Annotated in this window: 11 protein-coding genes; 5 read left to right on the forward strand and 6 right to left on the reverse strand. The window is 36.6% G+C overall.

Features of this window, described 5'->3' with window-relative positions; translation table 11 throughout:
• Positions 1 to 220 precede the first annotated feature (220 nt).
• Together trmD and DEU40_RS00825 are read right to left on the reverse strand one after the other, a co-directional pair.
• A complete protein-coding gene (gene trmD / locus DEU40_RS00820) occupies positions 221 to 892 on the reverse strand; it encodes a tRNA (guanosine(37)-N1)-methyltransferase TrmD (RefSeq protein WP_110008092.1) in 672 nt (223 codons plus the stop codon).
• Entirely contained in the window at positions 889 to 2,151 is a 1,263-nt protein-coding gene (locus DEU40_RS00825) for an NAD(P)/FAD-dependent oxidoreductase (protein WP_110008093.1), read from the reverse strand. The genes trmD and DEU40_RS00825 overlap by 4 nt, the downstream gene beginning before the upstream one ends.
• A 66-nt stretch (positions 2,152 to 2,217) precedes the next feature.
• Between DEU40_RS00825 and DEU40_RS00830 the strand changes: the two genes are divergently transcribed.
• Positions 2,218 to 3,081 carry a glycoside hydrolase family 25 protein gene (locus DEU40_RS00830; RefSeq protein ID WP_110008094.1) on the forward strand — a complete coding sequence of 288 codons (864 nt, stop codon included), beginning with the start codon at positions 2,218 to 2,220 and terminating at the stop codon, positions 3,079 to 3,081.
• A 67-nt stretch (positions 3,082 to 3,148) separates the two neighbouring features.
• On the opposite strand, the gene DEU40_RS00835 is transcribed toward DEU40_RS00830, so the two are convergent.
• Both DEU40_RS00835 and DEU40_RS00840 read right to left on the reverse strand, forming a co-directional pair.
• A complete protein-coding gene (locus DEU40_RS00835) occupies positions 3,149 to 4,006 on the reverse strand; it encodes a carboxypeptidase-like regulatory domain-containing protein (protein WP_110008095.1) in 858 nt (285 codons plus the stop codon).
• Between the two features lie 121 nt (positions 4,007 to 4,127).
• Entirely contained in the window at positions 4,128 to 4,640 is a 513-nt protein-coding gene (locus DEU40_RS00840; RefSeq protein WP_110008314.1) for a 5' nucleotidase, NT5C type, read from the reverse strand.
• Between the two features lie 216 nt (positions 4,641 to 4,856).
• Here DEU40_RS00840 and DEU40_RS00845 point away from each other — a divergent pair, with 216 nt between their 5' ends.
• Positions 4,857 to 6,749, forward strand: coding sequence for an ABC-F family ATP-binding cassette domain-containing protein (locus DEU40_RS00845; RefSeq protein WP_110008096.1), 1,893 nt, complete (start codon positions 4,857 to 4,859; stop codon positions 6,747 to 6,749).
• A gap of 166 nt (positions 6,750 to 6,915) precedes the next feature.
• Here DEU40_RS00845 and DEU40_RS00850 read toward each other — a convergent pair whose 3' ends face one another.
• Complete coding sequence (locus DEU40_RS00850) at positions 6,916 to 7,971, reverse strand: Gfo/Idh/MocA family oxidoreductase (protein ID WP_110008315.1); 1,056 nt, start codon at positions 7,969 to 7,971, stop codon at positions 6,916 to 6,918.
• Between the two features lie 181 nt (positions 7,972 to 8,152).
• On the opposite strand from DEU40_RS00850, the gene DEU40_RS00855 reads away from it, so the two are divergent.
• The 3 genes from DEU40_RS00855 (at position 8,153) to DEU40_RS00865 (ending at position 11,901) form a co-directional block, all read left to right on the forward strand.
• Positions 8,153 to 10,438: a TonB-dependent siderophore receptor gene (locus DEU40_RS00855; RefSeq protein WP_110008097.1), complete on the forward strand. Its 2,286-nt coding sequence runs from the start codon at positions 8,153 to 8,155 to the stop codon at positions 10,436 to 10,438.
• A gap of 94 nt (positions 10,439 to 10,532) precedes the next feature.
• Positions 10,533 to 11,048, forward strand: coding sequence for a hypothetical protein (locus DEU40_RS00860; RefSeq protein WP_110008098.1), 516 nt, complete (start codon positions 10,533 to 10,535; stop codon positions 11,046 to 11,048).
• A gap of 262 nt (positions 11,049 to 11,310) precedes the next feature.
• The gene (locus tag DEU40_RS00865; RefSeq protein WP_047435061.1) at positions 11,311 to 11,901 is read left to right on the forward strand and encodes an outer membrane beta-barrel protein; all 591 of its coding nucleotides are present in this window, start codon (positions 11,311 to 11,313) and stop codon (positions 11,899 to 11,901) included.
• Positions 11,902 to 11,998: 97 nt separating this feature from the next.
• Here the strand turns inward: DEU40_RS00865 and DEU40_RS00870 are convergent, their stop codons facing one another.
• Positions 11,999 to 12,634 carry a peroxiredoxin gene (locus DEU40_RS00870; protein WP_110008099.1) on the reverse strand — a complete coding sequence of 212 codons (636 nt, stop codon included), beginning with the start codon at positions 12,632 to 12,634 and terminating at the stop codon, positions 11,999 to 12,001.
• Positions 12,635 to 12,656: the final 22 nt, after the last annotated feature.

The following is a 12,656-nucleotide window of genomic DNA, read 5'->3' on the forward strand; positions in this document are numbered from 1 at the left end:
CATTATAAATTAATTTTTTAATCATTCGACAGTTTCGATATATTAATCAAAATTGAGACAATATAAAAAATACGGAATAATCGGAATAAATGTTCAATTTAAAATCGCTATCATTAATATTTTTCACACTTTTTTAAATAACAACAAATATTATTCCATTTACCTATAATAAATGGAATAAAAGTGAAAGCAAGAATTATATTCGTTTGGCAATTCTTGTTTACAGTAAATCGGGACGTTTTTCTTTTGTGATTCTTACTGCTTCATCGTGACGCCATTCTTCAATCTTTCCGAAGTTCCCGCTCAACAGGATTTTGGGAACATCCAGACCTTTATAACTTTCTGGCCTTGTATAGATGGGCGGTGAAAGAAGATCATCCTGGAAGCTATCTGTTAAAGCGCTTTGCTCATCATTCAAAACTCCGGGAAGCAATCTGATAATTGAGTCTGCCAAAACACAAGCTGCGAGTTCTCCTCCTGTAAGGACGTAGTCTCCAATTGAAATTTCTTTTGTAATATGAAGGTCTCTTACTCTTTGGTCTATTCCTTTGTAGTGCCCACAGAGAAAGATCAGATTTTCTTTGATAGACAATGAATTGGCAATTTTCTGATTCAAAGTAACTCCATCCGGTGTCAGATAGATCACCTCATCATAGTTTCTTTGAGATTTAAGTTCTGAAATGCATTTATCCAGCGGCTCAACCATCATTACCATCCCTGCTCCGCCTCCATAAGGCTCATCATCAATTTGTCTGTGCTTATTGACTGCCCAGTCTCTTAAATGGTGAAAATGTACTTCTACCAGTCCTTTATCCATTGCTCTTTTCAAAATAGAAGTTTTGAAAGGACTTTCCATCAATTCCGGAAGTACGCTTATTATGTCAATTCTCATTGTAATGTTCCGTTTTTCTTAGTAGGTATAATAATTAATCTTAAAGAAGAATCTTTGTTGATATAGCTCCACATCCAGTTGAAGAATATGGCCAGCTTATTACGAACGCTCAAAATTAGCATTAAATGGAGAAACATCCAGAAATACCACGCCAGAAATCCCTGGAATTTTATAAACGGCAGATCAACAACTGCCCTGTGCTTCCCAATGGTCGCTAATGAGCCTTTGTCATCATATTCGTATTCTTTCCATTCTTCCTGACTTTTCTTTAAAAGATTTTTACCTAAATTTTTGGCCTGATTAATGGCTACGTTGGCTACCTGAGGATGTCCCTGCGGATACTTCGGTGTTTCCATATAGGCGATATCCCCGATAGCATAAATATTATCGTAACCCTGTATTTTATTATATCGATCTACAATATATCTGTTTCTTACTAATTTTTCTTCCGGAAACCCTCCTACTACATTTCCTGTAACTCCGGCAGCCCAGATCACATTATTGGATGGTATTTCTTTTCCGCTTCTGAGATGTACTTTGTCCCCATCATAATCTGTTACCACTTCCCCGCTCAAAAAAGTAACACCGAGATCTTTCAGGTATTTCTCAGATTTTTCCTGAGCTTCACTGCTCATGACAGCAAGGGGTTTTTCTGTGGAACTTACCAGAATAATCTTCAGATGGTCGAAATTCATGTAAGGGTAATCTCTTGGAAGGATGTCCTTTTTCATTTCAGCAAAAGCTCCAGCCAGTTCTACTCCGGTAGGCCCGCTTCCAACGATCACAATATTCCAGTTTCCGTCATCGCTCCTGCTTTTTTCAATAATCAGCTTTTCAAAGGTCATCAGAACATGATTCCTGATACTGATGGCTTCCTGGGTATTTTTCATTCCGAAAGCTCTTCCTTCCAGTTCTTTGTTCCCGAAAAAATTAGTTTTACAGCCCGTTGCGATGATGAGTTTATCATAAGTAAATTCTGCCTCGTCGGTAATGACTTTATGGTTGGCAGGATCTATTTCTTTCACCTCAGTCATACGGAACTGTGTGTTTCTGGATTGCTGAAAAATCTTTCTGAAGGGAAAAGAAATGTTGGAAGGTTCTATCCTTCCTGAGGCTACCTGATAAAAAAGCGGCTGAAACATATGGTGGTTCATCCGGTCAAGAACAATAACCTTTTTGTTCTTGTTATTCAATGTTTTTGCAAGCTGCAGCCCCGCAAATCCCCCTCCAATAATGATGATTTTTTCGCGTGTTTCCATAATACACAAATTTACTGATTTTATTTTAGCATTTCGCAGTGAAAAAAGTTAGTTTTGCAAAACTTTATGACACCAAAAAAGTACACCAAAAAAACTGCCAAACAAGTCCATAAATCGAGACGGAAGAAGTATTTTTTCCGGCGATGGGTCATACTGGCAATTTTAATAACGGCATTAGTAGGAACAGGACTTTACTTAAAGCAGTCCGTCAGTTATTACTATGCCTTGTACTTTAATAAATTTAAGCATAAAAAGCTTCATAACAGTGAAAAGGAGGCAGCAAGAATTCAGAGAATATTAGCCAGCAACCTTGATAAAACCTATGGTTTTGATGTTTCCCATTATCAGAACCGGGAAGATATCAGATGGGATAGCCTCAGCATCGGAAATAAAACGATTCCGCTGGAATTTGTCGTGATGCGTGCAACGATGGGAAACCGTAGTGCCGACAAGCATTTTGACGAATTTTGGGAAAGTGCCCAAAAACATGAGCTTATCCGTGGCGCTTATCATTTTTACAGAGCCGATGAAGATCCCGTGATCCAGGCCAATAATTTTTTAGACAACGTGAAACTTGAAAGCGGAGATCTTCCTCCGATTCTTGATATTGAAAAAATTCCAAAGCGTAAAACCAACAAAAAACTGGTTGAAGACCTGAAAGTATGGTGTAAAATTGTAGAAGAAGCCTATGGGGAAAAACCTATCATCTACACGTACTACCATTACTATAAAGATTTTCTGAAAGGCGAGTTTGAAGGCTACCCTTTATGGCTTGCCAATTACAACGATGTTCCCTCACCTTCTCCCGATGACGAGTGGGATTTCTGGCAGTTCACAGAAAACGGTATTGTTCACGGTATCAATGCAAAAGTGGATCTTGATATCTACAATGGCAGTTCATGGTCGTTAAAAAGACTGACGCTGGATTAGAAATGGAAGTGTATAGACCTGTTGATTGTTCAGCATGTCAGACACATCATGCATCATGCATCATACATTAATCATTTTCATTCGTATTATTGCTTCCGTTTTTATCCATTTTCACATCAATATTAATGGCTGGTGCGGCAATGGTCATTTTCTGCCAGTCACCATAAAACTCCCTTATAAATCCAGTTCTGAACAATGCAGCGCTGATTTTAATCCTGCCGTCAAAATCTTTTAAAAACTGTATGCCGATAAAAAATTTTCCCTGCACCCAGATATTACGGTCGCTTACATCCAGTGTATACGTTCCGTCTTTGATCATATCTTCAGTGAGCTTTACGGTAATCTCTTCTTCTAGGATATTTTTATCCGGGAAGCCATTTTTTTCACTGTAAATGCTATATCTCATTAAAACCGGCTCAGTAGAAACATAGCTGGCTATATTCAGATTGATATTTTTAAGCTTTGATCTTTTCTTTGCGTTGAATTCTAAAGCTGTTTCTCCAAGAAAACTCTTTTTGTCAAATTCCGGGTTAACAGAATAAATAACACTTTTTGTTTTGGTATTGACCCCCCAGTTCTTATCTACCAGCTTTTTAGGCTTAATTGTAATCTCTTTAATATTTTTAGTTTTCTCTGTTAAAAATATTTTTTGCTGGTCATACTTTTTAAAATCCTGTATTGTTTCCTGATAAAGATCGTATCCCGGGACTTCTATTTTTATTTTCTGCTGGGGATCTGTATTGGAAAGATCAATTGAAAATCTTCCTTTTTCATCTGAAATCGTGCCTGTCGATTTTTTCTCAATCCCAATTTTCACATAAGGAATAGGCTGATGTTCGTTTTTAGAAACAATAGTTCCGGAAACAACCTGCGCATGGAAGGCTGAGGCTGCCACAAGGAAGAATAAAGTAGAATATATTTTCATGTTAAAAGTTTGATGCAAACATATCTAATTTCAATATGCCGGCCTCCCAACATTTTATTAAATTTATTCTCCCTTTAGTTAAAGTTGTTTTAAATATTTCCTAATTCTAAATATTTCCGACTCAAAGGATATTCATAACCTCTTCCCAGGAATGAACTCTTTCATAGGTATCATTTTCTATCAGTTCATTATGAGGCTGGGTAAATATCAGTCTTTGTCCTGAAAAATGGTCCAGATTTTTAGGATAATCATCAATCATAACATCTCCGGACACTACTCTTTTACTTCCGCAAAGAACAATCTGTTCCCATGTGATAAAAGGAAAATGTTCTGCCAGCCAGTCATATTTTTCCCGTAGACTGTTCGGAAATTCCATTCCGGCAGATACAATATAGAGTTCATATTTATTATTAAGGTATTCTATGGCCTCACGGCTCCCTTTCATTACCGGTAAGGTTCTGAAAAAGCCTACTTCATTCACATGCTTTTTTCCGTTGGGAAAAGATTCTATTTCAGGCTTACCAGCCAAATCACTGATTTCAATTTCTCTTCCTGTATCCCTTTTTTCAAATTGCGCCAGCTGATGATAGACATCCGCCATTACTCCATCCATGTCGACGATAACTTTTTTCATTGTTTCCATCAGATTTTTGTATTATGTATTACTATTTACAATGTACATTTCATTGTGGTTGATCAAATTTACTGATTAGTTTTTTCAGATAAGGGGCACAGTTTATTAAAAAATTATAAATATTCATTTTTATAAAAGAGGTTCCGGGAAGTTTTAGGCTACATTTTCGTATTTTTGCGGTTCAATTGAAATTTAAAATCAAACTATTAATTCCCAATGAATTACGTTTCTGCAGAAAATCTTACCAAATCTTACGGCATCAAAGTTTTGTTTAAAAATATTTCTTTTCACATCAATGAAGGAGATAAAATAGCTATTGTTGCCAAAAACGGAAGTGGAAAATCTACACTTCTTAAAATACTAATGGGTAAGGAAATTGCAGACAGCGGAACTGCGATCATCAATAAAGATATCCAGGTGGTATTATTTGATCAGGAGATTGATTATGATCCTAAGCTGAGCATTGAAGAATTTATGATGACCCTGGATTCCGAGCCTATCCTGGCGCTTAAAAACTATCATCGATCACTGCATTCTACAGATAATGATTTTATCGAGAAAGCACTAGCGGATATGGAAGTTCATAAAGCCTGGGATCTGGAAAATGAAATGAAGCAGATTCTTTCCCAGCTTAAAATTACAGATCTTGAGGCTAAAATGGGAACCCTTTCCGGAGGACAGATCAAACGTGTCGCTTTGGCGAAGCTTTTAACTGAAACAAGAGCTGAGCACAGACATACCCTTCTTATCATGGACGAGCCTACCAACCACCTTGATGTGGATATGGTAGAATGGCTTGAAAATTATCTGAACAAAGCAAAAATTACTTTACTTCTGGTAACCCACGACCGATATTTCCTTGACAGTGTTTGTGATATCATATGGGAAATGGAGGATCAGAATCTGTATGTTCACAATGGTTCGTATGCAACTTACCTTGAGAACAAGATGATTCGTGAGGAGAATCTTAATGCTACGATTGATAAAGCGAATAACCTTTACAGAAAGGAACTGGAATGGATGAGAAGACAGCCAAAAGCCAGAACCACAAAATCAAAAAGCAGAATTGATGCTTTCTACGAAACGGAAAAAGTGGCCAAAACCGACACCAGAAAAGACGGGCTGGAGCTTGATTTTGAAATGAAACGTCTGGGAAATAAAATTCTTGAACTCAAACATATTGATAAAAGCTTTGGGCCAAAAGTTCTGTTAAAAGATTTCAGCTACCAGTTTCAACGTGGAGAAAAGGTGGGAATCATCGGAAAGAACGGAGCGGGAAAATCTACCCTGCTTAACATTATTCAAGGTTTTGAAAAAGCCGATAAAGGAGAAATTGAAACCGGAGAAACTATTTCTTTCGGTTACTTCTCGCAAAAAGGTCTTACCTATAAAGAGGATGAACGTGTGATTGATTTCATCAAAGAAATTGCAGAATTTTATCCTTTAGCGAATGGTAAAAGTTTATCCGCCTCACAGTTCTTAAGATTATTTTTATTTGACGATCAGACACAATATTCTCCTATTTCCAAACTTTCCGGAGGTGAAAAGAGAAGACTTCACCTAATGTATATTTTGTATCAGAATCCTAACTTCCTGATTTTTGATGAACCTACGAATGACTTAGATCTTCCCACGCTAACGGTTCTTGAAAACTTTCTTCAGCAATTCCAGGGATCTTTGATTATCGTTTCCCACGACAGGTATTTCATGGACAGAATTGTAGATCATGTTCTGGCTTTTGAAGGAAACGGAAAAATCAGAGATTTTGTAGGGAATTTCTCAGAATACAGAGAAGCCAGAAGCCGTGAAGAAGCGTTAGAAAAAAATGCTGTGGTAAAACCTGAGCCTGTAAAAGAAATTGTTTCTTCAACAGAAAGTAGCCAGTCTTCCAATTCTAAAAGAAAACTCACTTTTAAAGAACAAAGGGAGCTGGAAACGATTGAAAAAGAAATGCCTGAACTGGAGGAACAGCGTGCTAAAATTCTGGATAAGCTCAACAACGAAGCTGATTATGAAAAGATAGCCACTCTTTCTTCCGAGCTGGAAACTGTTTCAGAAAAACTGGAGAACCACGAAATGAGATGGCTGGAGCTTCAGGAGCTACTTTAAGAATTATGAGTTAAAAATTATGAATTATGAATGAGTCGGAGCGTTTGAGTGTTTTAGGGTTTGAGTGTAAATGAGTTGAAAACTTCTAATCACAACTACAATCAACCTGAAACTTTAAACCTTGAACCTGAAATTTTGAATTCATTCATAATTCATAACTCATCATTTATAATTTGATTATTCTTTCTTCTTTTGCACTTTCAAGAGAAGCATCAATGATTTTCATATTCTGAATAATTTCTTTTCCCGGAGATGGTAAGGCATATCCAAAAACGATGTGTTCATAAATCTGCTGGTAATAATCCATATAATTTCCGGCTTTGCTCGAGGTAAGAATTCGTTCTGTTTCGGAATGATCATTCAGTAAGTTTAAAATGCCGTCCGGCCCTTTCAGAGGCTGCGTCCATTCTTTACCATATTCAGGAACGGCCCCTGCTACCAGTTCATTTTCCTGATTATCGGTTCTTTCCTGTAGGAAAGTTCCTCTGTCTCCATGAATTGTATAAGCATAATGTCCTTCTTTGCTGAAAACAGATGATTTCAGTCTTACTCTCAGATTATCTTTATAGAATAAAAGAATTTCAAAATAATCGTTAGCGAATTCGGCTCCTTTCATAGAAAATACGTCAGCAAAAAGTTTTTCGGGGTACCCAAAGTACTGTACTGCCTGATCGACAAGATGTGCTCCCAGATCATGAAGTGATCCTGATCCCTGCTGATCCGGACTTTCTTTATGCTGCTTTCCACTGGCCGTGGTACGGAATCTGTCAAAACGTATTTCAACTTCTTTAATATTCCCTGTTTTCTTATCATTCAGAATTTTTTGAACCTGCAGAAAGTCACGGTCGAATCTTCGGTTTTGGTATACACTCAGAAACAAACCTTTTTCTTCAGCCAGTTGCACCAGTTCTTCTGCTTCAGAAACATTTACTGTAAAAGGTTTTTCCACAATAATATTTTTTCCCGCTTCCAGTGCTTTTTTGGCGTACTCATAATGGGTCTGAACCGGAGTATTGATGATCACCAATTCTACATCTGCCTGCTGAAGCATTTCTTCCACGGAATGATAGATTGTTGCCTCAGGATATTTCACCTTCGATTCTTCCTTGCTTCTTTCCACCACAGCAGAGATAAAAAATCCCGGATGCTCCTTTAAAAAGGGAGCATGGAACACTTTCCCACTCATTCCAAAGGCACAAAGCCCTGCTTTTACCAATTGCATATATAATTTTTTAACAAATATATTCATAAAAAATTCTCTATCCCTTAGTGTAAAGGAGCTATAGAAATAATCCATCTCATCAACTGTAAAAATATGATTTAAATCATAAAATTATTTTTATCTATTCTAAACAAATACTTACATTTGCGCCTTATTTAAAACTGTTCTACATAAAAATAAAATGAAAAAACAATTACTTTCTTTAGGTCTTCTATTCATCGCTGTTTCAGCGAGTTCTCAGATGAAAAATGCTGAAGTAGATACTATCAGAATTCAAACTATTGAGGATATCAACCTTCACAAAACGGGAAATCCTAACCAGGCTAGACCATTATCGACAAAGTCGAATCTGACGATAATGGAAACTCCCCAGCCCATTGCTATTGTTACCCACGAAATCATTGAGCAGCAGCAGGCAAAGCAACTGAGTGATGTTCTTCAGAATGTAAACGGATTATACATCACTTCATCCAGGGGAAATTCTCAGGATAGTTTTGGTGGACGTGGTTTCATTTTAGGAAATGATAATATTTTTAAAAATGGTTCAAGAGTAAACAGCGGTGTTTTCCCTGAAGTAAGTGGTCTGGAAAGAGTAGAAGTTTTAAAGGGCGCCAATGCCATGCTTTTTGGAAATACAGCAGCTGGTGGTGTTATCAATATGATTACAAAAAAGCCTAAATTCAATTTTGGTGGAAGTATCGGGTTAAACGGCGGAAGCTGGAATTCTTATAAACCAACAGTTGATATTTATGGTCCTTTATCTAAAAATATTGCTTTCAGAGTAAACGGAGCCTATGAGCATGCTGAAAGTTTCAGAGATGTTGTAGAATCAGAGAAATATTATTTCAATCCATCCTTCCTTTTCAATTTAAGCCCAAAATCACAATTGATTGTGGAAGCGGATTACCTTAAAACTAATTTCACTCCTGATTTCGGGCTTGGTTCTATTACGGAAAAAGACCAAAGCTATAGATTGAATGATACTGTTTCCAGAAACACTTTCTTCGGAACTGACTGGCAATATCAAAATGTACAGCAAGCTTCTACGAATGTAACTTTTAATCATCAGTTCAACGAAAGATGGTCTTTAAATGCGATTGCTTCTTACCAGAACTATACGAAAGATTATTTTTCTTCTGAAAGAGTACAATGGATATATGATACTAAAGATGCCACTGTAGATCCTAACAGATTGTCATGGAAAAGACCTTTTGGCAGAACTTACAACGAACAAAATTATACTTCAGCACAGGTAAACATCAATGGTGAATTCAATACAGGAAAAATCAGCCACAAAGTTTTAATTGGGGCAGATGCTGATTACAGCCAGGCAGATGCTTATGCTTATACTGTTGCGGCTCCAAGAAATCTTCTGTATCTAGATGATCCATCAACATGGGGAAGTATTGATATGCCGAATTCTACTCTTAGTACGAGAAACAGAATCAATACAAGAAGAATCGGGATCTATGCACAGGATTTTATCAGCTTAACAAAACAATTAAAAGTAATTGCAGGTTTAAGATGGTCTTATATAGAAAACATGCCTACGCTGACGACCCGCTTTACATTAAATGATAAAATTGAAGTCGCTAATTCGTCAACGTCTGACAATGCATTTTCTCCGAAAGTAGGTTTGGTATATGCTCCAAATGAAAACCTTTCAGTATTCGCAACTTATACGAATTCTTTTGCAGCCAATGCAGGGTATACTTCAGATCAATTTGGCACGGTAAATACCAATCAGCCTGTTACAGATGTTCAAAATCAATTAAATACTTTATCCAGACAAAGTATAAAACCTTCAACAGTTGATCAATATGAAATCGGTATTAAAAAGAATTTCTGGAACAATGCTTTAGCTGTTAACTTAACGGCTTACCAGATTATGTACAATAATTATTACCAAACCTACTGGTTTGCTTCTGCTTCAAACGGGGCACCGGTAAATTCCACAGACACCAATCTTAAAGAATTTGCAGGAAATATGAGAAGCCGTGGTGTGGAACTGGACATTACAGGAAATCCTACAGAAAACTTATCTATAATCGGAGGTTTTTCTTATAACAATTCGGTTTATACTGACACTCCTGAAAAAGGATATATTGAAAACCAAAGACTGGTAAGAACACCGGCTACAACAGCAAATGCTTCTGTTTTCTATAAATTTACAAACTACGTAAAAGGATTGAAAATCGGAGCTGGAATTTATTACATCGGGGATAGAATTGCCGGATGGAATGATACAAAATCTACAAACACAAGCAGAAATAACGTGAGCAGAATGTTTGATCTGAAAGATTATACGACTGTTTCCGTGTCAGTAGGCTACGAGTGGAAAAAATTCTCTATTCAAGGGAAAGTGGGCAACCTGTTTGATGTTGTAAACTACAATGTTCACGAGAATTATTCAGTGAATCCGATTACGCCTAGAAATTACTATTTCACATTGACATACAGACTCTAGAATTCTTTATATAATAATTATTTCACTAAAAGTGGAAATTGCATTTTTGCAGTTTCCACTTTTGAAATTTTAAACAAAAACAAAAAAATAAGATATGGATAAGATTAAAGACACAAGAAGTTTCATGAGAATTATGCACCGTTACCTGGGATATTTCCTTGCCGGAATTATGGCGGTATATTCGTTAAGTGGAATTCTTCTGGTGTACAGAGACACAGATTTCCTGAAAAGTGAAAAGAAATACGAAAAGAATATCGCAGCCAATCTTTCAGAAAAAGAGCTGAAAAAAGAGCTTAAGATGAAAGGCCTGGAAGTGGAAAAAACAGAAGGAAGTGTTCTTTATTTTAAACAGGGAAATTATGACAGTGCAACCGGAAAAGCCAAATATACCAAAAAGGAACTTCCTTTCGTATTGGACAAAATGGTTTCGCTTCACAAATCACAATCGAAAGATGCTATATCTCCTTTAAGCGTATTCTTCGGAGTTTCTCTTTTCTTTTTCGTCATCTCAAGTTTCTGGATGTTTAATCCCAAGACCAAAGCATTCAAACGTGGAATCAAATTTACAATTGCAGGTCTGATCATTTCGGTGATCCTGTTATTTATTTAAATTCCGAATGGGCAAAGAAAAATAAGTGTTTTATATAATTAATGATATATTATCTACTTTTATCATTTTTTTCTTAAAACAACCATTTTATTTTCTTTATTATCATAACATATAGAGCCGATAGGTTAAAAAAATAAACTATATCTCATTGAAAATCTTAACGTTTGTTTAGAAAAATTACGTAAAATTAAGAGTCTGGCACATTTATTGTTTTTTCTATAATTCGTGAATAATAAACATTTAATTATTAAAATAATAAATTATGAAAAAACTTATTTTAACAGGAATATTAGCCGTAGCAGGCTTAACAGCAACTGCCAACGCTCAGATTCAAAAAGGTAATTGGATGGTAGGAGGTAATCTTGTAGGGGCAAATTTTGGTTTAAATGAAGGAGCAGGATACAACTTTGCAATTCAGCCTAAAGGAGCCTATTTCATCGAAGATAATATCGCAGTTGGGGGATACGTAGATTTAGGTTTCAAAGGAGCTAAAGATGCACCCACTACTTTTACATATAATGTAGGAGCATTAGGACGTTACTATCTTAACCCGGGAGAGCAGGGAGTAAACAACTTACTACACCACGGAAGATGGTTCTTCGAAGGTAATGTAGGTGTTGGAGGAATGTCTATCTCTAAAGGAGGTTCTTCTTCCAACGGTCTTAACTTCGGATTCGGACCTGGTTATTCTTACTTCATCACTCCAAACATCGGATTGGAAGGTTTAGTGAAATATGATGCAAACGCAGGATTCGGAAGCGGTGGATACACTAACAAAATTACTTTTGGTTTAGGATTCCAGATTTATCTTCCAACGTCTAAAGCGAAACAAATCATCAACGACGTTAAGTAATCACTGAAATACTTATAAAAAAATGAAAGCGCCCCGGAATTTATTTCCGGGGCGCTTTTCGTACAAATTAAAACTAAACTATAAAAAATCAAATAAATCATGTATTAGGTTGAGGGGTGTATCTCAGATAGGGCTTTATTTCCGTTACCCCTTTCGGGAATATTTTCCGGGCATCTTCTGTAGAAATGGTTGGAGGTACAATAACATCTTCTCCAACTTCCCAATTCACAGGCGTAGCCACACGGTAATTGTCTACCAGCTGTAAAGAATCCAGCACTCTAAGGATCTCGTTAAAATTCCTTCCTGTAGAGGCCGGATAGGTAATAATCAGTCTTACTTTTTTGGAAGGATCAATAATCAGAAGAGAACGTACTGTTGCGGTAGCCAAAGCATTGGGATGAATAAAATCATACAGTTCTGAAACCTTTTTGTCTTTATCGGCAATAATAGGAAACTTTACATTGGTATTCTGAGTTTCATTAATATCTTTTACCCAATTTTGATGATCTTCTACCCCATCTACACTCAGGGCAATTACTTTTGTATCTCTGGCATCAAACTCAGACTGAAGTTTTGCCGTATATCCCAACTCCGTTGTGCATACCGGTGTATAATCTGCAGGATGCGAAAACAGAATTCCCCAGGAATCTCCCAGATAATTATAAAAATTGATATCGCCTACTGATGATTCTGCCTGAAAGTTGGGCGCTGTATCTCCTAGTTTGATTGACATAATGTTCTTTCTTTATAGTCTA

It is taken from the genome of Chryseobacterium sp. AG844 (genome assembly GCF_003182335.1).
GTDB lineage: Bacteria > Bacteroidota > Bacteroidia > Flavobacteriales > Weeksellaceae > Chryseobacterium > Chryseobacterium cupriresistens.

Coding starts and splice junctions, on each gene's coding strand:
- DEU40_RS00865 (WP_047435061.1), top strand. CDS start 11,311: ATGAAAAAACTTATTTTAACAGGAATATTAGCCGTAGCAGGCTTAACA.
- DEU40_RS00825 (WP_110008093.1), bottom strand. CDS start 2,151: ATGGAAACACGCGAAAAAATCATCATTATTGGAGGGGGATTTGCGGGG.
- DEU40_RS00830 (WP_110008094.1), top strand. CDS start 2,218: ATGACACCAAAAAAGTACACCAAAAAAACTGCCAAACAAGTCCATAAA.
- trmD (WP_110008092.1), bottom strand. CDS start 892: ATGAGAATTGACATAATAAGCGTACTTCCGGAATTGATGGAAAGTCCT.
- DEU40_RS00850 (WP_110008315.1), bottom strand. CDS start 7,971: ATGCAATTGGTAAAAGCAGGGCTTTGTGCCTTTGGAATGAGTGGGAAA.
- DEU40_RS00845 (WP_110008096.1), top strand. CDS start 4,857: ATGAATTACGTTTCTGCAGAAAATCTTACCAAATCTTACGGCATCAAA.
- DEU40_RS00860 (WP_110008098.1), top strand. CDS start 10,533: ATGGATAAGATTAAAGACACAAGAAGTTTCATGAGAATTATGCACCGT.
- DEU40_RS00855 (WP_110008097.1), top strand. CDS start 8,153: ATGAAAAAACAATTACTTTCTTTAGGTCTTCTATTCATCGCTGTTTCA.
- DEU40_RS00840 (WP_110008314.1), bottom strand. CDS start 4,640: ATGAAAAAAGTTATCGTCGACATGGATGGAGTAATGGCGGATGTCTAT.
- DEU40_RS00835 (WP_110008095.1), bottom strand. CDS start 4,006: ATGAAAATATATTCTACTTTATTCTTCCTTGTGGCAGCCTCAGCCTTC.
- DEU40_RS00870 (WP_110008099.1), bottom strand. CDS start 12,634: ATGTCAATCAAACTAGGAGATACAGCGCCCAACTTTCAGGCAGAATCA.